This is a genomic window from Serratia nevei (assembly GCF_037948395.1).
Classification (GTDB): domain Bacteria; phylum Pseudomonadota; class Gammaproteobacteria; order Enterobacterales; family Enterobacteriaceae; genus Serratia; species Serratia nevei.
On record NZ_CP149940.1, the window covers coordinates 4,328,030 to 4,349,256 of the forward strand.

Sequence of the window (21,227 nt, forward strand, 5' to 3'; positions counted from 1 at the left end):
AGAAAAGAATAGGCCGCAATAAAATAAAAAGGGACACCGCATGATGCGGTGTCCCCCGAACACAAACTTTGCCGAACGTGTTATTCGTAATCGCTCATCGGCACGCAAGAACAGAACAGGTTACGGTCGCCGTAGACGTCGTCCAAACGCTTAACGCTCGGCCAGTACTTGTTCTCACGCACGCCGGCCACCGGGAACACCGCCAGCTCGCGGCTGTACGGGTGCTGCCAGTCGCTGACCAGCTCCGCCTGCACGTGCGGCGCATTCACCAGCGGGTTATCTTCCAGCGGCCATTCGCCTTTGGCGACGCGATCGATCTCGCTGCGGATCGCCAGCATCGCATCGATAAAGCGATCCAGTTCCACCTTGCTTTCCGACTCGGTCGGCTCAACCATCAGCGTGCCCGCGACCGGGAACGACATGGTCGGTGCGTGGAAGCCGAAGTCGATCAGGCGCTTGGCGATGTCCATTTCGCTGATGCCGGTCTCTTCCTTCAGCGGACGAATATCGAGGATACATTCGTGCGCCACGCGGTGATCGCGGCCGGTATACAGAATCGGGTATGCGCCTTTCAGGCGGGTAGCGATGTAGTTGGCGTTCAGGATCGCCATCTGGCTGGCCTGCTTCAGGCCTTCCGCGCCCATCATGCGGATGTACATCCAGCTGATAGGCAGGATGGAGGCGCTGCCGAACGGCGCTGCGGAAACTGCGCCCTGCTGGGTGGTTACGCCGTCGATCTGCACGACGCTGTGGCCCGGCACGAACGGCGCCAGGTGCGCTTTCACGCCGATCGGGCCCATGCCCGGGCCGCCGCCGCCGTGCGGGATGCAGAAGGTTTTATGCAGGTTGAGGTGCGAAACGTCCGCGCCGATGTAGCCTGGCGTGGTGATGCCCACCTGGGCGTTCATGTTAGCGCCGTCCAGATACACCTGACCGCCGAACTGATGCACGATCTGGCACACTTCGCGGATGGTTTCTTCATACACGCCGTGGGTCGACGGGTAGGTCACCATGATGCAAGAGAGTTCTTCGCCCGCCTGCTCTGCCTTGACGCGCAGATCGTGCAGATCGATGTTACCGTTCTTGTCGCAGGCGACCACCACCACGCTCATGCCCGCCATTTGGGCAGAGGCCGGGTTGGTGCCGTGTGCCGAGCTCGGGATCAGGCAGACGTGGCGGCCCGCTTCGTTACGGCTTTCGTGGTAGCGACGGATCGCCAGCAGGCCGGCGTATTCGCCCTGCGCGCCGGAGTTCGGCTGCATGCACACCGCGTCATAACCGGTCAGCTGTACCAGCCACTGAGACAGTTGGCCGATCATCTGCTGGTAGCCGGCAGCCTGCTCCGGCGGGCAGAACGGATGCAGCTCGGAGAATTCAGGCCAGGTGATCGGGATCATCTCCGCCGCGGCGTTCAATTTCATGGTGCAAGAACCCAGCGGGATCATCGCCTGGTTCAGCGCCAGATCCTTACGTTCCAAACGGTGCATGTAACGCATCATCTCGGTTTCGCTGTGATAGCGATTGAATACCGGATGGGTCAGGATCGGATCCTGACGCAGCATGGCGGCCGGGATCGATTGGCTGCTCTTGCTCACCGCCGCGTCCAGCGCGTCGATGTCCAGGCCGTGGTTGTCGCCGGCCAGCAGTGCGAACAGCGTCTGCACGTCTTCACGCGAGGTGGCTTCGTCCAGCGTGATGCCTACGGCGCCGTGGATATCGGTACGCAGGTTGATGCCGAAGCTCAGCGCGCGTTCCAGCACCGCCGCTTTGTCTTTCACTTCAACGGTCAGGGTGTCGAACCAGGTGTTGTGACGCAGCGTCAGGCCGGCCTTCTGCAGCCCGGCGGCCAGAATGTCGGTCAGGCGATGGATACGCCCGGCGATGCGCTGCAACCCCTGTGGGCCGTGGTACACCGCGTACAGGCTGGCGATGTTGGCCAGCAGCACCTGCGAGGTACAGATATTCGAGTTGGCCTTCTCGCGGCGGATATGCTGCTCGCGGGTCTGCATCGCCATGCGCAGCGCGGTGTTGCCGGCGGCATCACGGGAAACGCCGATGATGCGGCCCGGCATCGAGCGCTTGAACTCGTCGCGGCAGGCGAAGAAGGCGGCGTGCGGGCCGCCGTAGCCCATCGGCACGCCGAAGCGCTGCGCGGAGCCGAACACCACGTCGGCGCCCTGCTTGCCCGGCGCGGTCAGCAGCACCAGGGCCATGATGTCGGCGGCCACGCTGGTGATGATTTTGCGCGATTTCAATTCAGCCAGCAGCGCGCTGTAGTCGTGCAGCTCGCCGGTGGTGCCCACCTGTTGCAGCAGCACGCCGAACACGCCGTCCAGCTCCAGCACTTTTTCCGCTTTATCGACGATGACGTCGAAGCCGAAGGTTTCCGCGCGGGTGCGCACCACGTCCAGCGTCTGTGGATGCACGTCGTCAGCCACGAAGAAGCGGTTGGCGTCTTTCAGCTTGCTGGCGCGTTTGGCCAAGGCCATCGCTTCGGCGGCGGCGGTGGCTTCATCCAGCAGCGAAGCGGAAGCCAGATCCAGGCCGGTCAGATCGAGGGTCACGGTCTGGAAGTTCAGCAGCGCTTCCAGGCGGCCCTGCGACACTTCCGGCTGATAAGGGGTATAAGCGGTGTACCAACCCGGATTTTCCAGCATGTTGCGCAGGATCACCGGCGGCGTCAGCACGGCGCTGTAGCCCATGCCGATATAGGATTTGTAGCGCTGATTTTGCGAGGCGATCGCCTTCAGCTCAGCCAGCGCCTGGTGTTCGGTCGCCGCGTCGCCGACCGGCGGCGGCCCCGGCAGCTGAATGTCCGCCGGCACGATCTGTTGGATCAGCGCGCTGAGCGAGCGAGCGCCCACCGCTGCCAGCAACTCCTGGCGTTGTTCCGCAGAAGAGCCGATGTGGCGTTCAATGAACGCTTCGCTGTGTTCGAGTTGGCTGAGTGTCTGAGTCATTGCTACAAATTCCTGAATGCTTGCGTGATACGGGATATAGCTTGAGCGGTAACTAAAACGCCCCGGCCAAAAGGCCTGGGGCGTGGTCACGATTACTCGTCGATCGAGGCCTGATAAGCCGCGGCGTCCAGCAGGTTCGCCAGCTCGCCTTCGTCGGCGGCTTTAATCTGGAACAGGAAGCCGTCACCGTAAGGCTCGCTGTTCACCAGCTCCGGGGAGCTTTCCAGCTCGCCGTTCACCGCCACGATTTCGCCGCTGATCGGCGCGTAAATGTCCGACGCCGCCTTGACGGACTCCGCCACGGCGCAATCTTCACCGGCGGCGACTTTGCGGCCCACTTCCGGCAGATCGACAAACACCATATCGCCCAGCAGTTCCTGCGCGTGTTCGGTGATGCCTACGGTGTAAACGCCGTTACCTTCTGAACGAACCCACTCGTGGGAGGATGCGTATTTCAATTCTGTTGGCACATTGCTCATCGCCGGTTACTCCTTCGAAGAAATAAAAGAATCAATCAATAAAAAATCAATTTGTCAGCGGCTTGCCGGCGCGAACGAAACCGGGCTTGGTCACTTTGACCGGCATTTCACGGTTGCGGATCTGCACGATGGCCTGCTCGCCGATACCTGCCGGCACGCGCGCCAGCGCGATGCTGAAGCCCAGCGTCGGAGAGAACGAACCGCTGGTGATCACGCCTTCGTGGGTTTGCCCCGCCGCGTCGGTGAAACGCACCGGCAGCTCATTACGTAATACGCCTTTTTCCGTCATGATCAAGCCGACCAGTTGCTCGGTGCCCTGCTCGCGCTGTTGTTCCAGCGCTTCGCGGCCGATGAAACGACGATCTTCCGGCTGCCAGGCGATGGTCCAGCCCATGTTGGCGGCCAGCGGTGAAACGCCTTCGTCCATCTCTTGCCCGTAGAGGTTCATGCCCGCTTCCAGACGCAGCGTGTCGCGCGCGCCCAGACCGGCCGGCTTGACGCCCGCGGCCAGCAATTTTTGCCAGAAATCCGCCGCCTGCTCTTTCGGCAGCGCGATCTCATAGCCGGCCTCGCCGGTGTAACCGGTGGTGGCGATGAACAGCTCGCCGGCCTGCACGCCGAAGAACGGCTTCATGCCTTCGACCGCACTTTTTTGTTCCGGGGTGAACAGCGTGCCGGCACGCTCTTTGGCCTGCGGGCCCTGTACCGCGATCAGCGCCAGATCGTCGCGCACCGTCAGCGCAACGCCATACGGCGCGGCGTGCTCTTCAATCCAGGCCAGGTCTTTGTCGCGCGTGGCGGAGTTCACCACCAGGCGGAAATAGTCTTCAGTGAGGAAATAAACGATCAGGTCGTCGATCACGCCGCCGGAGGCATTCAGCATGCCGGTGTACAGCGCCTTGCCGGGTTGGGTCAGTTTGGCGACGTCGTTCGCCAGCAGGTAGCGCAGGAACTCTCGGGTGCGGGCGCCGTGCAGATCCACGATGGTCATGTGAGACACGTCGAACATGCCGGCATCCTGACGCACCGCGTGGTGCTCATCGAGCTGCGAGCCGTAGTGCAGCGGCATCATCCAGCCGTGAAAGTCTACCATGCGCGCACCGCACGCCACGTGCTGGTCGTACAGTGGGGTTTGCTTTGCCATCTTTTCCCTCTTTCCACTCGTCGCTAGAAGTTAGGGTGCTGCCACGCAATGCGGCGGAGCCTGGCTCGCGGCCCGATCGCCATGGCGCACTGACTGCTCAACACAAATGCTGCGCCGGGACGGGCGGAAACTGCGTGCAACCGCCGTGACGCAAACGATACCTTTCCCTCGAACTTATCACCGAACGACCACATTAACCATAAGTTAAAATAGGCTCATCGCCGTTCCAGGGCGGTAAAATGCCGGGCTAGTGTGCAGAGTTTTTCACTGGAAAAATGCGCTTTAAGGCACAAAATTAACAATTAAAGCGGCAAAACTCCGAAGTTATATAACAAACCGACGGCCGCGCATGAGATTCCGACTTTTGATAACCGAACATGGAATTAGAAAAAGTAATGATAAAAAGAGGCTGAAATTAGATTATTTCAAATGAAGGGTTATATAAGGAAAGACGATGGCATAAGGCGAGAAGCGCGAGCCCGCTGGGGGCTCGCAGAAGGCAGGTATCAGGCAAGCCACTCGGGCAGATCGTTCAGGCCCATCGCCTGACGCACCAGCTTTGGCTTGACGCCCGGCAGGCTGTCCGCCAGCCGCAGTCCCACGTCGCGCAGCAGCTTTTTGGCCGGGTGGTTGCCGTCGAACAGTTCGCGGAAACCCTGCATGCTGGCCAGCATCACCGCCGCGCCATGTTTGCGGCGGCGCTCATAGCGGCGCAGATAGAGGTGCTGGCCGATATCCTTGCCCTGCCGCTGCAGGCGGCGCAGTTCGGCAATCAGCTCGGCGGCGTCCATAAAGCCCAGGTTCACGCCCTGTCCGGCCAGCGGATGCACGGTATGCGCCGCATCGCCCACCAGCGCCAGGCGGTGCGCGGCGAAGCTGCGCGCATAGCGGCCGGTCAGCGGGAACGCCAACCGCTCGCTTTCCAGGCTGCAGGCGCCCAGACGCATATCGAAGGCCATCGCCAGTTCGCGGTTGAACTGCTCCGGCTCAAGCTGTTTGAGCCGCTCGGCGTCTTCCGGCGTCACCGACCAGACGATGGAACTCAAATGCGGATCGCTGAACGGCAGGAACGCCAGAATGCCGTCGCCGTGGAAAATTTGCCGCGCCGTCGCCTGATGCGGCTCTTCGGTGCGAATGGTGGCAACCAGCGCATGGTGGCGGTAATCCCAGAAGGTGAGCGGGATGTCGGCGTGCTGGCGCAGCCACGACTGGGCACCGTCGGCGCCGATCACCAGACGGGCGGTCAGCATGCGCCCGTCCTCCAGCGTAACGAAGGCATCGTTCTCGCCCCACGCCACCTGCTTGAGCGCGGCCGGGGTAATCAGCGTGATGTCCGACAGGCTTTCGGCGCGTTTCCACAGCGCCTGCTGGATCACCGAGTTTTCGATAATGTGGCCGAGATGGCTGAAGCCGCACTCGTCGCCGCGGAAGGCGATTTTGCCGAAGCTGTCGCGCTCCCACACTTCCATCGCGTTGTAAGCGCTGGCGCGCTGCTGGAGAATGTCGTCCCACACGCCGATGTGCTGCAGCAAACGCTCGCTGGCGGCATTGATGGCGGAGACGCGCAGCGCAGGCTGCTCCGACGGCGGCGCCATGTCCGGCTGGCGTTGTTCCAGCACCGCCACGCGCAGCCCGCTGCCCTGCAGGCCGCAGGCCAACGCCAGCCCCACCATACCGCCACCGGCGATAATCACGTCAAATGATTGCATGCTGCTCGATTTCCTTAAATAACGCGCGCCACAGGGCGCCCGATTCTGTGTCTAACGTTCCACCCAGCCCAGCGTGCGCTTGGCGAAGGCGTCGCGCACCGCCGGCAAACGCGCCATCGCCATCAGCCCCAGATTACGGCCGACCACCAGCGGGGCATAACGGTTGGCGAACAGGCGGATCAATCCGTCGGTCACGCCGATCGTCGCCTGCTGATCGTTTTGCCGCCGCTGCTGATAGCGGCTCAGCAGCGCATAACCGCCGGCGTCTTCGCCGCTGTCTACTGCTTCCGCCAGCGTTTCCGCCAGCGACATCACGTCGCGCAGGCCGAGGTTAAACCCCTGCCCGGCGATCGGATGCAGCGTCTGCGCCGCGTTGCCCACCAGCGCCAGACGATGGCTGACATGACGATCGGCGGTCAGCAGGCTGAGCGGATAACTGTGCCGTTTACCGGCCTTGAGGATACGCCCCAGCCGCCAGCCGAAGGCCCGTTGCAGCTCGGCGATAAAACGCTCGTCGTCCCAGGCATCCACCCGGGCGCGATCTTCGCGCGCGTGGCACCACACCAGCGAACTGCGCCCCTGCGACATCGGCAGCAGCGCCAGCGGCCCGTAGCGGGTAAAACGCTCGAAGGCGCGCCCCTGCGGATCTTCCGCCGTGGTGACGTTGGCGATGGTGGCGAACTGCGGATACTCCTCCTGCCGCCACTGCACGTTGCAGGCCTGCGCCAGCGCCGAACGCGAACCGTCGGCCGCCACCAGCAGCTGCCCGCACAGCCGCAGACCGGTATCCAGTTGCACTTCCGCCCGCTCTGCGGTGCGAATCACGTCCACCACCCGCGCGGGGCAATGCAGCGTAACACCCGGCGCCTTCGCCAGCAGCGCGAACAGCCGCTGCCCGGCGTCGTGCAGTTCGATCACCTGGCCAAGCGCATCGACCTGATAATCCTGCGCCCGCAGATTCACGAAACCGGCATGGCCGCGATCGCTGACGTGCACCTGAGTGATCGGCGTGGCGCAGTCGCGCAGCGCCGGCCAAACACCGATGCGCGCCAGCTGTTGGCAGGTGCCCTGCGCCAATGCGATGGCGCGGGCGTCAAAGCCCGGATGGCTGCGGTCATCCGGCCGAGTCGCCTCGACCAGATCCACGGCCATTCTTCCCTGAGTAAGCGACGAGATAGCCAGCGCCAGCGTCGCGCCCGCCATACCGCCACCAACGATAATTACGCTCATTCCGTTACCTTGCCGCCGCCATCAAAGCCTCGATGGCATCGGCGTCTTTCACCACGGTGGCGGTCAGGTTTTCGTTGCCGTCGGCGGTGATCACGATGTCGTCCTCGATGCGGATGCCGATGCCGCGGTATTCCGCCGGCACGTCCGCATCCGGCGCAATGTACAGCCCCGGTTCCACGGTCAGCACCATGCCCGGCTCCAGCAGCCGATCGCGGCTCGGCGTGCCGTAGTGGCCGACGTCGTGCACGTCGAGGCCCAGCCAGTGGCTCAGCCCGTGCATGAAGAACTGCCGGTGCGCTTGTTCGGCGAGCAGCTGGTCGACTTCACCTTTCAAGACGCCCAGTTCCACCAGCCCGACCACCATGATGCGCACCACTTCGTCGTTGACTTCACGGATGCTGGTGCCGGGTTTGAACAATGCCAAAGCGCGCAGCAGCGACGCCAGCACAATGTCGTACACCGCGCGCTGCGGCTTGCTGAACTTGCCATTGACCGGGAAGGTGCGGGTAATGTCGCCGGCGTACCCCTGATACTCGCAGCCGGCGTCGATCAGCACCAAATCGCCGTCGCGCATCTGGCTCTCGTTCTCGGTGTAGTGCAAGATGCAGCCGTTTTCGCCGCTGCCGACGATGGTGTTGTAAGACGGGTAGCGGGCGCCGAGGCGGGTGAATTCATGGTGAATTTCCGCTTCCAGCTGGTATTCGAACATGCCAGGACGGCATTTTTCCATCGCGCGGGTATGCGCCAGCGCACTGATCTCACCGGCGCGGCGCATCACCGCCAGCTCTTCCGGCGATTTGAACAGGCGCATGTCGTGCAGCCACGGCCGCCAGTCGGTCACGGTGGCCGGCGCCTGCAGATTCTGGCGGAACCCCTTGCGCAGCTTGTCCAGCGCATCGAACAGGATCTGATCGGCGTAGGCGTATTCGCCCTGCGCGTGGTAGACCACGTCCAGGCCGTTGAGCAGCAGGTGCAGCTGATCATTGATTTCATCGAACGGTAGCGCGCGATCCACGCCCAGCTTCGCCGGCGCAGCGTCTTGCCCCAGGCGGCGGCCAAACCAGATTTCCGCCGTCAGATCGCGCACCCGGTTGAACAACACGCTGTGGTTGTGCGTTTCGTCGCTTTTGATCAGCACCAGCACCGCCTCCGGCTCATTGAAGCCGGTCAGGTACCAAAAGTCGCTGTTCTGCCGATAGGGATAGTCTGAATCTGCACTGCGCGTCGTTTCCGGCGCAGAGAAAATAACCGCCGCACTGGCCGGCGCCATTTTCGCCAACAGCGCCTGACGGCGGTTGTTGAATTCCTGCTGAGTCATTACCTTCTCCTGAAATCATGCCATCCGCACCGCCGGCGGAGGGGCGATAAGACGCTTAGTGCAACGTCGGTTTGATGTTTTCCGGCGCCGTTGGTTTGTGACGGGTGAATTCGCCGTGGCACATGATGGCGGCAACCCGCACATACTCCGCCACTTCTTCCAGCGACTGTTCCAATTCTTCCTGATCTTCGTCTTCGTCGTAGCCCAACTGCGCGATGTTGCGCAGATCGTCGATCGCTTCCCCGACTTCGTCTTTCACCTGGGCCAGCTTCGGCTGCATCATCCCCAGGCCGAGCAGGAAGTGGTTGACCCAACCGGCCAGCGCGTCGGCGCGATCGAACACGCTGACGATCTCCCCTTCCGGCAGCATCAGTTGGAACAGGAATTCGTCGTCTTCGAGCGTTTCGCGCGTCACTTCATACAGCTGTTGCAGCGGTTGGCTGAGCGCCTGCGGGAAGGCGACGCCTTCGTTGGTCAGATCGTGCACCAGCGCCTGCCAGCCGGCATCACGGCTGCCGCCGCACAACAGGCCGCTGATCAGGCCATGCATTTCTGCCGCGGTCAGCGCCACCGACTGCTGGTTGAGGGCCACGGTCAAAGATTGGTAACTTGGAAATGTATTCTGTATAGACATGCGCATTCGTCATCGTTGGCAGGATAAGTTCGTGTTATGCTACCACCAAGGTCCGTCGCTATACCAGATAAGCGCGACACCTCAGTGGCTAGTTATAATCGCGATGTGGCAGGTTTCACACTGCGCCGTCGGGTGGCGAAAGTGCGGTAAATACGCATTTTGAAACCCTTTTTTGACTGGCAATGTGCGCCACAGTAGATTACAACCAGGTACTGAAAAAGGGGTTGTATCTTGGTACCGAGGTATATATAGTGGCGCCCGCTTTGACGGCCCGGCCAGGGCGGACAAGGCTGGCGCGAAATTTAGGCAGGAAGGTGGCATGTCTGCACAACCGGTAGATATTCAAATTTTTGGCCGCTCGTTAAGAGTCAATTGCCCGCCAGAACAACAAGATGCGTTGAATATGGCGGCGGACGATCTTAACCAACGGTTGCAAGATCTTAAAGTTCGCACTAGAGTCTCCAATACTGAGCAACTGGTTTTCATCGCGGCATTGAACGTCTGTCACGAACTTGCTCAAGAACGGTTGAAAACCCGTGACTATGCGTCCAATATGGAACAACGCATACGGATGCTGCAGCAGACCATTGAACAAGCGCTGCTTGAACAAGGTCGCATCTCTGAACGTCAGGATGCACAATTCGAATAACTTAAGTTGTTGAAATCACAGTTTCGGCAACGAGTACAAAATTTCTCTGAGATGTTCGCCAGCGGGCCAGTCCCCTGAGCCGATATTTAGTACAAACAGAATGTGTTGCTCCGCGATCGGTGAGCACGCTCGGTGCGCCGAGAAGCCTTAAGATTGCGACGGCACGTTCACCTTGAACCATGGGTTCAAGGGTTACAGCCTGCGACGGCATCTCGGAGATTCCCCTTCTCAGCGGTTTGTGTGTGCCGAACGCCACACTGAGCAAGCCTGATACGATGCCTTTTCAACCCCAATTCGCGCAGCAGCGCCAAGCCATTCGCCAACTCATTCGCCAACGCCGACGCGAACTTACGCCGGATCAGCAACGCTTTGCCGCAGACAAGATAACCGAGCGCCTTGCCGCACATGCACGCATTCAGGCGGCGCACAGCATCGCGGTATTCCTGTCGTTTGACGGTGAACTCGACACCGGGCCGCTGATAGAGCAACTGTGGACGCTCGGAAAACGGGTTTACCTGCCGGTGCTGCACCCGTTCAGCCCGGGCCATCTGCTGTTCCTGCGCTATGCGCCGGAAACGCCGCTGGTGCGCAATCGCTTCAATATTCTCGAACCGCGCCTCGATGTGCGCCAGGTGTTGCCGCTGGGCGAGCTAAACGTCGTGCTGACGCCGCTGGTGGCATTCGATCATACCGGGCAGCGTCTGGGTATGGGGGGCGGCTTTTACGATCGCACCCTGCAAAACTGGCAGAGCGACGGCCCCTATCCCATCGGGCTGGCCCATGATTGCCAGCAGGTGGAGCACCTGCCGACCGAGCACTGGGATATCCCGCTACCGGAAATCCTCACCCCGCTCTGCAGCTGGGCGTGGCACGAACCTAAATAGCAAAAGGCCGGATCGCTCCGGCCTTTTTCGTTGCGGCATGCCGCCTAATCAGAACAGCAGACGGGCGCGAATGGTGCCGTCGATGGCCTTCATGCGCTGCAGCGCGGCGTCGGCGCGCGCGGTTTCCGCTTCAATGTCGATCACCACGTAGCCGATTTCCGGCCCGGTTTGCAGATACTGCGCGGCGATGTTAACCCCCTCTTCGGCGAAGATCTGGTTAATCTGCGTCAGCACGCCCGGACGGTTTTCGTGGATGTGCAGCAGGCGGCTGGCGTTCGGGCCATGCGCCGGGAGCGACACTTCCGGGAAGTTGACGGCGGACAGGGTCGATCCGTTGTCGGAGTATTTCGCCAGCTTGCCGGCCACTTCGTCGCCGATGTTCTCCTGCGCTTCCTGAGTGGAGCCGCCGATGTGCGGCGTCAACAACACGTTGTCGAACTCACACAGCGGCGAGTTGAACGGATCGCTGTTGGTTGCCGGCTCTTCCGGGAAGACGTCGATCGCCGCGCCCGCCAGGTGATTGCTGGCCAGCGCATCGCACAGCGCGGGAATATCCACCACGGTGCCGCGCGAGGCGTTGATCAGAATGGCGCCTGGTTTCATCAGCGCCAGCTCTTCCGCTCCCATCATGTTCTTGGTGGCCAGCGTTTCCGGCACGTGCAGCGTCACCACGTCGCTCATATTGAGCAGATCGGACAGATGGCGCACCTGCTGCGCATTACCTAACGGCAGCTTGTTCTCGATATCGTAGAAGAACACCTTCATGCCCAGCCCTTCGGCCAGAATGCCAAGCTGGGTGCCGATATGGCCGTAGCCGATGATACCCAGCTTTTTACCGCGCGCCTCATAGGAGCCCACGGCCAGTTTGTGCCACACGCCGCGGTGCGCCTTGGCGTTGGCGGCCGGAATGCCGCGCAGCATCAACAGCAGCTCGCCCAGCACCATTTCGGCCACGGATCGGGTATTGGAGAAGGGGGCGTTGAAGACCGGAATACCGCGCTTGGTCGCCGCTTTCAGATCAACCTGGTTGGTGCCGATGCAGAAGCAGCCCACCGCCACCAGTTTTTCTGCGGCGGCAAACACCTCTTCGGTCAGATGCGTACGCGATCGGATGCCGACGAAGTGTGCATCGCGGATGGATGCCTTCAGCGATTCGGTGTCTAACGCACCCTTGTGGTATTCGATGTTGGTATAACCGGCGGCACGTAAATTATCGACCGTGCTCTGATGAACCCCTTCCACCAACAGGAATTTAATCCTGTCTTTCTCCAATGATACTTTTGCCATTTACCCGACCCTATGTTCAGACTTCAGAAGCGGCTGTGACGACACAGCTCCCATCCAACATAACAAAAATAACGCGGGCGGCAATACAAACGATTGCCTGCCCGGCAGGACAAGGCGCAGCGTTGATGGCGGTTTACGGCAGAAAATGCCATAGGGAAAGTTTTCGGCAGAAGCTTTGGGGAGTCAGGTTTCACAATGTGACATAAGTCACCAAATTTGCCGTTTTTCAGAAAAGATATTTTAACCGAAGAATTATGCGGCCCGGCGCTACCGGGCCACAGACGGCGGAGGCTTATTTGACCACTTTCACGCCTTCCGGAGTGCCGACCAGCGCCACGTCCGCGCCGCGGTTGGCGAACAGCCCCACGGTCACCACGCCGGCGATGCCGTTAATCTTGTTCTCCAGCGCGATGGCGTCGGTGATGCTCAGGTTATGCACATCGAGGATCACGTTGCCGTTGTCGGTCACCACGTTCTGACGATACTCCGGCAGGCCGCCGAGTTTCACCAGCTCACGCGCCACGTAAGAGCGGGCCATCGGGATCACTTCCACCGGCAGCGGGAACTTGCCCAGCACGTCCACCTGCTTGCTGGCATCGACGATGCAGATGAATTTCTTGGCGATGGCGGCGATGATCTTCTCGCGCGTCAGCGCAGCGCCGCCGCCCTTGATCATCTGCATATGGCCGTTGATTTCGTCCGCACCGTCCACATAGATATCGAGCGAGTCCACTTCGTTGCTGTCGAACACGTGGATGCCGAGGCTTTTCAGCTTGGCGGTGGAGGCGTCGGAGCTGGACACCGCGCCTTCGATCTGGTGCTTGATGGAGCCCAGCGCGTCAATAAAGTGGGCGGCGGTAGAGCCGGTGCCGACCCCGACGATGGTGCCCGGCGTCACGTATTCCAGCGCCGCCCAACCCACCGCTTTTTTCAGTTCATCCTGCGTCATAATATGTCCCTTGCCTCTGTACGAAAACGTGTGCGTATTATAGGGTAAAACGCTGTTTTTCACGCCGGCAGGATCACACTTATTTACCGCAGCCCGCATTTTTACCCGCTTGGCGGCGAGGTGGGGGCGTGATTTTCCACCTGCGCCGTGCGCAAAATGTGGCATAGTGCCGGTATCATTCTAATTTAAGGGATATCTTTCCGATGAAACGCCCAGACTATCGTACGCTGCAAGCGCTGGACGCGGTGATCCGTGAGCGCGGCTTCGAGCGCGCCGCTCAAAAACTCTGTATCACGCAATCGGCGGTATCCCAACGCATCAAACAGCTGGAAAACCTGTTCGGCCAACCGCTGCTGGTTCGTACCGTGCCGCCGCGCCCGACCGAACAAGGGCAAAAGCTGCTGGCGCTGCTGCATCAGGTGGAGTTGCTGGAAGAAGAGTGGCTGGGCAACGACACCGGCGTCGACACGCCGCTGCTGCTGTCGCTGGCGGTCAACGCCGACAGTCTGGCAACCTGGCTGCTGCCGGCGCTGAAGCCGGTGCTGGCGGACTCCCCCATTCGCCTGAATCTGCAGGTGGAAGATGAAACCCGCACCCAGGAGCGGCTGCGCCGCGGTGAGGTGGTGGGCGCAGTGAGTATTCAGCCGCAGCCGCTGCCGAGCTGCCTGGTGGATCGGCTGGGGGCGCTGGATTACCTGTTCGTCGCCTCCAGCGGCTTCGCCGAGCGCTACTTCCCGAACGGCGTCACCCGCTCCGCGCTGCTGAAAGCGCCGGCGGTGGCCTTCGATCATCTCGACGACATGCACCAGGCGTTCCTGCAGCAGAACTTCGATCTGTCGCCGGGCAGCGTGCCCTGCCACATCGTGAACTCGTCGGAAGCCTTCGTGCAGCTGGCACGCCAGGGCACCACCTGCTGTATGATCCCTCACCTGCAGATCGAAAAGGAGCTGGCATCCGGTGAACTGATCGATCTGACGCCGGGGCTGTACCAGCGCCGCATGCTGTACTGGCACCGCTTCGCGCCGGAAAGCCGCATGATGCGCAAAGTGACCGACGCGCTGCTGGAACACGGCCACCAGGTGCTGCGTCAGGATTAAAACGAAAAAAGGTTCGCCGCAGCGAACCTTTTCTTCAATACGAACACCTTACTGCGCGGCGTTGCGCTGCAGCTCAAACACCACATCCACCTGATCGTCGAAGTGAATGCTTTGCTGCTCATAGGTTTGCGCCGCGTCGCTTTCCGCCGCCGCACCGGCCGCCTTATACATCCGCGCCACCGGCATCGGCTGGTAGTTGGCAACCCGGTAGCGAATGCTGTACACCGGCCCCAGCTTGGCGTGGAAGCCTTTGGCCAGGGATTCGGCCTGCTGAGTCGCGTTCTCGATCGCTTTTTGCCGCGCCTGCTCGCGATACACGTCCGGTTTGGCGACGCCCAGCTCCACCGCGCGGATCTCGTTCAGGCCGGATTTCAGCGCGCCGTCCAGCAGCTCGTTCAGCTTGTCCAACTGACGCAGGGTCACCTGCACCTGGCGCACCGCCCGGTAGCCTTTCAGCACCGACTCGCCGGTTTTCAGGTAGTCATATTCCGGCTGGGTGCGCAGATTGGCGGCGCTGATGTCTTTCTTCTCGATGTTATTTTTCTGCAGGAAATCAAAGTACTGCGCCACGCGCTCGTCCACCTGCTTCTTCGCCTGGGCGGCGTCTTTGGAGGAAACGCTCACTTCGATCGCCAGGGTGGCGATATCCGGCGTGGCGTCCACGCTGGCGGTGCCGGAGGTGACGACATGCGGCCCTTCAGGCACTTCAGCCGCCTGCAGCGCCATCGGTAACGTCCCTAATCCGACCATTGCGGCCATAGCCAATGCTTTTAGCTTCACAGTGTCTCCTTAATGACAGGCTGTCTCTGATCGCCGGCTTTTCCCTGTGAGAACCGCCGGATTCCTGGCATCAAACGTAGCATATCGCGCGGCGTTTTGAATTCGGATTAGTGACAAATTCTTATAAATTTGCCCCCTGCCAGGCCAGCTGCAGCGCGATGCCCCACATCACCAGCCCAACCAGCGCGTTGATGATGCGCTGCGCCCGCTGCGTGTTCAGCCACGGCGCCAGCCAGGAGGCCAGCAGCGCCAGCCCGAAGAACCACACCGCCGACGCGCTGACCGCCCCGAGCGCGAACCAGGAGCGCACGTCCGCCGTCAGCTGCCCACCCAGGCTGCCGAGCACCACAAAGGTATCCAGATAAACGTGCGGGTTTAGCCAGGTGACCGCCAGCATGGTGACCACGATGCGCCAGCGGCTCTGCGCCAGCTCCTGCGCCGCGGCCTGCGCCGGTTGCGGGCTGAAGGCGGAACGGAACGCGCCCCACCCGTACCACAGCAGAAACGCCACCCCGCCCCAGGTGACCAGCGCCAGCAGCAGCGGCGAGCGGGTCAGCAAGGCGCTGCCGCCGAAAATACCGGCGCAGATCAGCACGATATCGCTCAATGCGCACAGCGAAGCAATCATCAAATGATACTGGCGGCGAATGCCCTGATTCATCACGAATACGTTCTGCGGGCCCAGCGGCAGGATCATGGCGGCGCTCAGGGCAAAGCCCTGCAGGAAGACGGCTAACATGGGGATTCCTCGAATGATAAAAGGCGCCGGACGAGGGCGCGTGTCGGTCAACACGCGCATCATACGAGGAAGCGATCATTAGGTGAAATTGATGTTTCTAATCCAGTATCAGAGACGCTAATACTCAAATCGGCGAGGAGGATCGGCGCTGTGAGCGCCGTCAAATTCGCTCATCGACGCGAAATTCGCTATCATCCGCACCCACCCTCCAGCCGGCCGCCCGATGTCTACGATCACCGATACCTTTATCGCCCCGCCATGCCATGACCAAATAGAGATCCTCTATCAGGACGATCATCTGGCGCTGATCAATAAGCCGGCCGGGCTGCTCAGCCTGTCGGGCAAGAATCCGCAGAATCTCGATTCGGTACACCATCGGCTGGTACAGATCTTCCCCGGCTGCGCCCTGGTGCACCGCCTGGATTTCGGCACGTCCGGGTTGATGGTGGTGGCCCGCAACAAGGCCGCCAACGCCGCGCTCTGCCGGCAGTTCAGCGAGCGCACCGTCAGCAAAGTGTACAGCGCGCTGCTCTGCGGCCATCTGGCGGATAACGAAGGGGTCATAGACGCGGCAATCGCCAAAGATCCGGCGCTGTTCCCGCTGATGTCAATTTGCGCCCTCCACGGCAAACCCGCCCGCTCCCGCTATCGGGTCGTCGAGCGTTTTTATCGTGAAGCGGAGGGCGGGATCTCGCTGCCGCTGACGCGGGTGCAGCTCACCCCAGAGACTGGGCGCACCCACCAGCTGCGTATTCACAGTCGGCAGTTGGGCCACCCTATTTTAGGTTGCGATCTGTATGGCGGGCGTCTGCTGCCGGGTACCGAACAGACGCCGCGGCTGATGCTGCACGCCAGCGAGCTGGACTTTGTGCACCCCGTCAGTGGAGAGCGGATCGCCGCTCGTCACGCCGCGCCGTTCTGAACGCGGTTTACCACATCAAATCGTCAGGCACTTTGAAGTCGGCGTACGGATCGTCTTCATCCTGCTCTTCCTGACTCAGCGCGCTGTGCAGCACAATGCTGGCCGCATCGCGCTGCGCGATTTTATCGGCGACGCTCGCAGGGATAATCGCATATTCACACTCTTCGCGGTTCTCGACCACCAAGCGGGCAATGGCTAGACGGCCATTGATCAGCTGGGTCTGCGTCGCCTTATCCACCAGGATTTTCTTGATCAGGTTACCGTCGGTGAAGTTGAAACCGATATCGCCTTTCGCCAGGACGATGCGGTTCATCTCGATCAGCTGCTTCACCTGCGCCTTGTATTCTTTGGACAGCGCGGCCTGCTTTTGCTGCTCGCTCAGCTGCTTATCGCGCTCAAGCTGCGCCTTTTTATTCTCTTCCACCGCCTCTCTGGCCTCACGGGCCTGAACGCGTGATTTTTTAGCCGTTCTTTGGACTTTGGCCATTTTCTTGCTGGTAACCAAGCCCGCTTTGAGCATCTGCTCTTGTAAGGTGAGTTTTGTCATGTTCGTGTCTGAAGCCGTGGGGTCATGGGGGGATTATACCTGTAATTTTTCAGGCTGCACCAGGTTGCCGACCCGGTACGTTGGCGGTTTGCGCCGCAGGGCAACGGCGGCAAACCGGCCCGAACGCCAGATCATGAATACCGCTCATGTAGTAATGAAATTAAGTCTCTTTCACTCCCATCGGGACTCTGGCAAAAATAGACCTCATTAACGACAGACAATATGAAATCGGCTGAATAAAAAAAGAGAAAAACAACCCATTGAAAGAAATGGATAAATCCAGCCTTCATATCATATAACAGGATGCTATAAGACGATGAATAGAGACTTTGCCTTTACGATTAAGAGCAGTTCTTTCGATGAAGATTATAACCCTTCTGAAAGTACGCGTATCACCACCAACTTCGCCAATTTGGCCAGAGGGGAAAACCGCCGGGAGAACCTGCGCAACACGCTGGTGATGATTAACAATCGCTTCAATTCGTTGGCGCATTGGGATAACCCCAAGGCCGACCGCTATTCGGTTGAGCTTGAAATCATTTCGGTTGAGATGCGCGTTGAAGATCAGGGGGCCAGCTTCCCGGTGATTGAAATCCTGAAAACCAACATCATTGATAAAAAAACGCAAAAGCGTCTTGAGGGCATCGTCGGGAATAACTTCTCGTCTTACGTGCGCGATTACGACTTTAGCGTCTTGCTGCCGGCGCACAATAAAAACACGGCGGAATTCAACATTCCGGATGATTTCGGCGATTTGCACGGCAATATCTTTAAGCACTTCGTCAATTCAAACGCATACCATGAGAATTTCAGCAAACCGCCGGTGATCTGCCTCAGCGTGTCCAGCAAAGACACCTATCATCGGACGGGCAATCAACATCCGGTGTTGGGCGACGAATATCGGCAAGACGGCGCTTCGCTGACCGACCGGTATTTTAAAAAAATGGGCCTGCAGGTGCGCTACTTCATGCCGAAAAATAGCGTTGCGCCCCTGGCGTTTTATTTCCCCGGGGATTTGCTGAGCGATTACACCGATCTGGAACTGATCGGCACCATCAGCACGATGGAGACCTTCCAGAAAATCTATCGACCTGAAATTTACAATGCCAACTCGGCGGCGGGGCAATGCTATCAGCCAAGCCTGAATAACCAGGATCATTCATTAACCAAGATTGTTTACGATCGCGAAGAGCGTAGCCAGTTAGCGATTGAGCAGGGGAAATTTACGGAAGAGCAATTTATCAAGCCCTACAAGCCCATTCTTGAGCAATGGTCTGCTCACTACGCGCTTTGATTCACTCAAATACAGGTCATCTATTATGAAAATATTGCTCCCTACGTCGACCGCCGGCAGCTTGCCTAAACCTTCCTGGCTGGCCCAGCCGGAAACCCTGTGGTCGCCCTGGAAATTGCAGAATGAAGAATTAATCGAAGGGAAACAGGACGCCTTGCGTTTGTCGCTGGCAGAGCAACAACAGGCCGGCATCGATATCGTCAGCGATGGCGAGCAAACGCGCCAGCACTTCGTCACGACGTTTATCGAGCACCTCAGCGGCGTCGATTTCGAGAAACGCGAAGTGGTTAAAATTCGCAATCGCTATGAGGCGAGCGTGCCAACCGTCGTGGGTGCGGTCGCGCGCCAAAAGCCCGTATTCGTTGAAGACGCCAAATTTTTACGCCAGCTGACCAAGCAGCCGATTAAATGGGCCCTGCCGGGGCCGATGACCATGATCGACACGCTCTATGACAACCACTATAAAAGCCGCGAAAAATTGGCCTGGGAATTCGCCAAGATCCTCAATCAGGAAGCCAAAGAGCTCGAGGCCGCCGGCGTCGACATTATTCAGTTTGATGAGCCCGCATTTAACGTGTTCTTTGACGAGGTGAATGACTGGGGCATCGCCGCCCTGGAAAGGGCCGTTGAGGGGCTTAAGTGTGAAACGGCGGTGCATATCTGCTATGGATACGGCATTAAGGCCAATACCGACTGGAAAAAGACGCTGGGCTCGGAGTGGCGGCAATACGAAGAGGCGTTCCCCAAGCTGCAAACGTCTACTATCGATATCATCTCGCTCGAGTGCCATAACTCGCACGTGCCGATGGATCTGCTTGAACTGATTCGCGGTAAGAAAGTGATGGTTGGCGCCATTGATGTGGCGAATCATACCATTGAGACGCCGGAAGAAGTGGCCGCTACGCTGCGCAAAGCGCTGCAGTTTGTCGATGCCGACAAACTCTACCCGTCGACCAACTGCGGCATGGCTCCCCTGCCTCGCCAGGTCGCCAGCGGCAAGCTGAATGCCTTGAGTGCGGGCGCCGAGATCGTGCGCCGGGAACTGCTGGCCAAATAACCTCACCAGCGCCCGCCGCAGGAGCCTCCTGTGGTGGGCGATGATCATCGACTCCCTCTCCCCGCAACGTCCCCCCTCTGGTGTATACTCGGGTTTCTACGCGATGCCAGCCACAGCGGCCTGAACGGCCCCTCAGCCAGCCCACAACAGCTTAATAACAGTGGAACCCTCATGAGCCCAGATACCGCTCGCATCAGCGAAATTATCGATCGCGCCAGGATCTCGCCTTATCAAATCCTCATCCTTACCCTGTGTTTCCTGATCGCCCTGCTGGACGGCTTCGATACCGCCATCATCGGCTATATCGCCCCGGCGCTGCGTGAAGAGTGGGGCCTGCAACCCTCGCAGCTTTCTCCCGCATTCGGCGCGGGGCTGTTCGGCCTGCTGATCGGCAGCCTGCTGTTCGGGCCGATCGCCGACGCCATAGGCCGCAAACGCGTGCTGCTCGTCGCGGTGCTGGTGTTTGGCGGCTGCACCCTGGCTTCGGCCTATACGCAATCGATAGAATCCCTGACCTTGCTGCGCTTCATCACCGGCATTGGCCTCGGGGGGGCGATACCGACCTGCATTACCCTCAGCTCGGAGTACTCACCGGCGCGCCGCCGCATGCTGATGGTCACCCTGAGCTGGAGCGGCTTTACCGCCGGGCTGGCCCTGGGCGGCCTGCTGGCCGGGCAGATCATTCCGGCGTTCGGCTGGCGCGGCGTGCTGCTGCTCGGCGGCATTGCGCCATTGGCGCTGCTGCCGCTGCTGGCCTGGCAGATGCCCGAGTCGGTACGCTTTATGGCTGCCAACGCCAAACATGCCGATCGGCTGCGCCGGGTGGTCGAGCGTATCACCGGCCGGCGTTGGACGGGGGTCACCATCGTCGATGACGAACGCCCGGCACAGGCCAAGTCGCCGATCTCGCACCTGTTTATCGAAGGGCGCGCCGTGCGCACCCTGCTGCTGTGGGCGGCGTTCTTCTGCTCGCTGTTCGTGTTCTACCTGCTCACCAGCTGGCTGCCGACGATCCTCAAAGACGCCGGTTACGATATCGCCCACGCCTCACGCATCGGGGCGATGGTGCCGCTCGGCGGCACCCTGGGCGCCATCCTGATGGCGCTGCTGATGGATCGGATCGGGCCCTACCGCGTGCTGGCCGTCTCCTACCTGGGCGCTGCGCTGGTGATCGGCGCGACCGGGTATCTGATGGGCGACGTCTATACGCTGGCCGCCGTCGTGTTCCTGATTGGCTTCGGCGTGGCCGGTGCGCAAAACGGCCTGAACCTGGTCTCCACCACCCTTTACCCGACCGCTGCCCGCGTGACCGGCGTCAGCTGGGCCATGGCCAATGGCCGCTTCGGTTCGATCGTCGGCTCGATGCTCGGCGCCTGGATGATGACCGCCGCCGGATCGGCGGAAGTGTTCTTCCTCTGGCTAGCGCTGCCGGCGCTGCTGGGCGCGGTCGCTATCTTCCTGCTCTATCGCCTCAGCCTGCATCGTCGCGCGCCGCTCGCCAAGCCGGTCGCCGGCGCCTGAATTCGCGGAAAAGAAAAGGCCGAGACG

General features: G+C 60.4%; 19 protein-coding genes and 1 other RNA gene. 8 read left to right on the top strand and 12 right to left on the bottom strand.

What is annotated here, in order from left to right:
* Positions 1 to 80: 80 nt before the first annotated feature.
* The 7 genes from gcvP to V8N38_RS20820 all read right to left on the bottom strand — a co-directional run bounded on the left by gcvP (position 81) and on the right by V8N38_RS20820 (position 9,474).
* Positions 81 to 2,960 (bottom strand): aminomethyl-transferring glycine dehydrogenase, encoded by a 2,880-nt coding sequence (gcvP, locus tag V8N38_RS20790; protein ID WP_060432203.1) that lies wholly within the window; start codon positions 2,958 to 2,960, stop codon positions 81 to 83.
* Between the two features lie 92 nt (positions 2,961 to 3,052).
* Positions 3,053 to 3,439: a glycine cleavage system protein GcvH gene (gene gcvH / locus V8N38_RS20795; RefSeq protein ID WP_049199255.1), complete on the bottom strand. Its 387-nt coding sequence runs from the start codon at positions 3,437 to 3,439 to the stop codon at positions 3,053 to 3,055.
* A gap of 46 nt (positions 3,440 to 3,485) precedes the next feature.
* Complete coding sequence (gene gcvT / locus V8N38_RS20800) at positions 3,486 to 4,583, bottom strand: glycine cleavage system aminomethyltransferase GcvT (RefSeq protein ID WP_004931631.1); 1,098 nt, start codon at positions 4,581 to 4,583, stop codon at positions 3,486 to 3,488.
* 506 nt (positions 4,584 to 5,089) lie between these two features.
* Positions 5,090 to 6,292 carry an FAD-dependent 2-octaprenylphenol hydroxylase gene (ubiI, locus tag V8N38_RS20805; protein WP_049273437.1) on the bottom strand — a complete coding sequence of 401 codons (1,203 nt, stop codon included), beginning with the start codon at positions 6,290 to 6,292 and terminating at the stop codon, positions 5,090 to 5,092.
* 51 nt (positions 6,293 to 6,343) lie between these two features.
* Positions 6,344 to 7,522 carry a 2-octaprenyl-6-methoxyphenyl hydroxylase gene (gene ubiH, locus V8N38_RS20810; protein WP_147840297.1) on the bottom strand — a complete coding sequence of 393 codons (1,179 nt, stop codon included), beginning with the start codon at positions 7,520 to 7,522 and terminating at the stop codon, positions 6,344 to 6,346.
* A gap of 4 nt (positions 7,523 to 7,526) precedes the next feature.
* Positions 7,527 to 8,840, bottom strand: coding sequence for a Xaa-Pro aminopeptidase (pepP, locus tag V8N38_RS20815; protein ID WP_070913826.1), 1,314 nt, complete (start codon positions 8,838 to 8,840; stop codon positions 7,527 to 7,529).
* A gap of 55 nt (positions 8,841 to 8,895) precedes the next feature.
* Positions 8,896 to 9,474 carry a YecA family protein gene (locus V8N38_RS20820; RefSeq protein WP_038871164.1) on the bottom strand — a complete coding sequence of 193 codons (579 nt, stop codon included), beginning with the start codon at positions 9,472 to 9,474 and terminating at the stop codon, positions 8,896 to 8,898.
* Positions 9,475 to 9,793: 319 nt separating this feature from the next.
* Here V8N38_RS20820 and zapA point away from each other — a divergent pair, with 319 nt between their 5' ends.
* The 3 genes from zapA to V8N38_RS20835 all read left to right on the top strand — a co-directional run bounded on the left by zapA (position 9,794) and on the right by V8N38_RS20835 (position 11,007).
* Positions 9,794 to 10,123: a cell division protein ZapA gene (zapA, locus tag V8N38_RS20825; protein WP_004931621.1), complete on the top strand. Its 330-nt coding sequence runs from the start codon at positions 9,794 to 9,796 to the stop codon at positions 10,121 to 10,123.
* Between the two features lie 40 nt (positions 10,124 to 10,163).
* Positions 10,164 to 10,346: non-coding RNA, 6S RNA (ssrS, locus tag V8N38_RS20830), on the top strand.
* Between the two features lie 52 nt (positions 10,347 to 10,398).
* Entirely contained in the window at positions 10,399 to 11,007 is a 609-nt protein-coding gene (locus V8N38_RS20835) for a 5-formyltetrahydrofolate cyclo-ligase (RefSeq protein ID WP_147840296.1), read from the top strand.
* A 48-nt stretch (positions 11,008 to 11,055) separates the two neighbouring features.
* Here V8N38_RS20835 and serA read toward each other — a convergent pair whose 3' ends face one another.
* Both serA and rpiA read right to left on the bottom strand, forming a co-directional pair.
* Positions 11,056 to 12,294, bottom strand: a complete 1,239-nt coding sequence (gene serA / locus V8N38_RS20840; protein ID WP_025304156.1) for a phosphoglycerate dehydrogenase — start codon at positions 12,292 to 12,294, stop codon at positions 11,056 to 11,058.
* 292 nt (positions 12,295 to 12,586) lie between these two features.
* On the bottom strand, positions 12,587 to 13,243 hold the full coding sequence (rpiA, locus tag V8N38_RS20845; protein WP_025304157.1) for a ribose-5-phosphate isomerase RpiA: 657 nt from the start codon (positions 13,241 to 13,243) through the stop codon (positions 12,587 to 12,589).
* 203 nt (positions 13,244 to 13,446) lie between these two features.
* Here rpiA and V8N38_RS20850 point away from each other — a divergent pair, with 203 nt between their 5' ends.
* Positions 13,447 to 14,340, top strand: a complete 894-nt coding sequence (locus V8N38_RS20850; protein ID WP_004931613.1) for a LysR family transcriptional regulator ArgP — start codon at positions 13,447 to 13,449, stop codon at positions 14,338 to 14,340.
* Positions 14,341 to 14,388: 48 nt separating this feature from the next.
* Here V8N38_RS20850 and V8N38_RS20855 read toward each other — a convergent pair whose 3' ends face one another.
* Complete coding sequence (locus V8N38_RS20855) at positions 14,389 to 15,120, bottom strand: oxidative stress defense protein (RefSeq protein ID WP_025160209.1); 732 nt, start codon at positions 15,118 to 15,120, stop codon at positions 14,389 to 14,391.
* 121 nt (positions 15,121 to 15,241) lie between these two features.
* The gene (argO, locus tag V8N38_RS20860; RefSeq protein ID WP_004931603.1) at positions 15,242 to 15,859 is read right to left on the bottom strand and encodes an arginine exporter ArgO; all 618 of its coding nucleotides are present in this window, start codon (positions 15,857 to 15,859) and stop codon (positions 15,242 to 15,244) included.
* Between the two features lie 223 nt (positions 15,860 to 16,082).
* On the opposite strand from argO, the gene V8N38_RS20865 reads away from it, so the two are divergent.
* Complete coding sequence (locus tag V8N38_RS20865; protein ID WP_147840295.1) at positions 16,083 to 16,781, top strand: RluA family pseudouridine synthase; 699 nt, start codon at positions 16,083 to 16,085, stop codon at positions 16,779 to 16,781.
* 7 nt (positions 16,782 to 16,788) lie between these two features.
* On the opposite strand, the gene V8N38_RS20870 is transcribed toward V8N38_RS20865, so the two are convergent.
* Positions 16,789 to 17,328, bottom strand: a complete 540-nt coding sequence (locus V8N38_RS20870) for a DUF2058 domain-containing protein (RefSeq protein ID WP_025160208.1) — start codon at positions 17,326 to 17,328, stop codon at positions 16,789 to 16,791.
* A gap of 316 nt (positions 17,329 to 17,644) precedes the next feature.
* Between V8N38_RS20870 and V8N38_RS20875 the strand changes: the two genes are divergently transcribed.
* From V8N38_RS20875 to V8N38_RS20885, 3 genes are all read left to right on the top strand, one after another.
* Complete coding sequence (locus tag V8N38_RS20875; RefSeq protein WP_102985212.1) at positions 17,645 to 18,622, top strand: DUF1852 domain-containing protein; 978 nt, start codon at positions 17,645 to 17,647, stop codon at positions 18,620 to 18,622.
* Positions 18,623 to 18,647: 25 nt separating this feature from the next.
* Positions 18,648 to 19,679, top strand: coding sequence for a methionine synthase (locus V8N38_RS20880; RefSeq protein ID WP_047729896.1), 1,032 nt, complete (start codon positions 18,648 to 18,650; stop codon positions 19,677 to 19,679).
* A gap of 171 nt (positions 19,680 to 19,850) precedes the next feature.
* Positions 19,851 to 21,200, top strand: a complete 1,350-nt coding sequence (locus tag V8N38_RS20885; protein WP_147840294.1) for an MFS transporter — start codon at positions 19,851 to 19,853, stop codon at positions 21,198 to 21,200.
* The last annotated feature ends 27 nt before the right edge of the window (positions 21,201 to 21,227 follow it).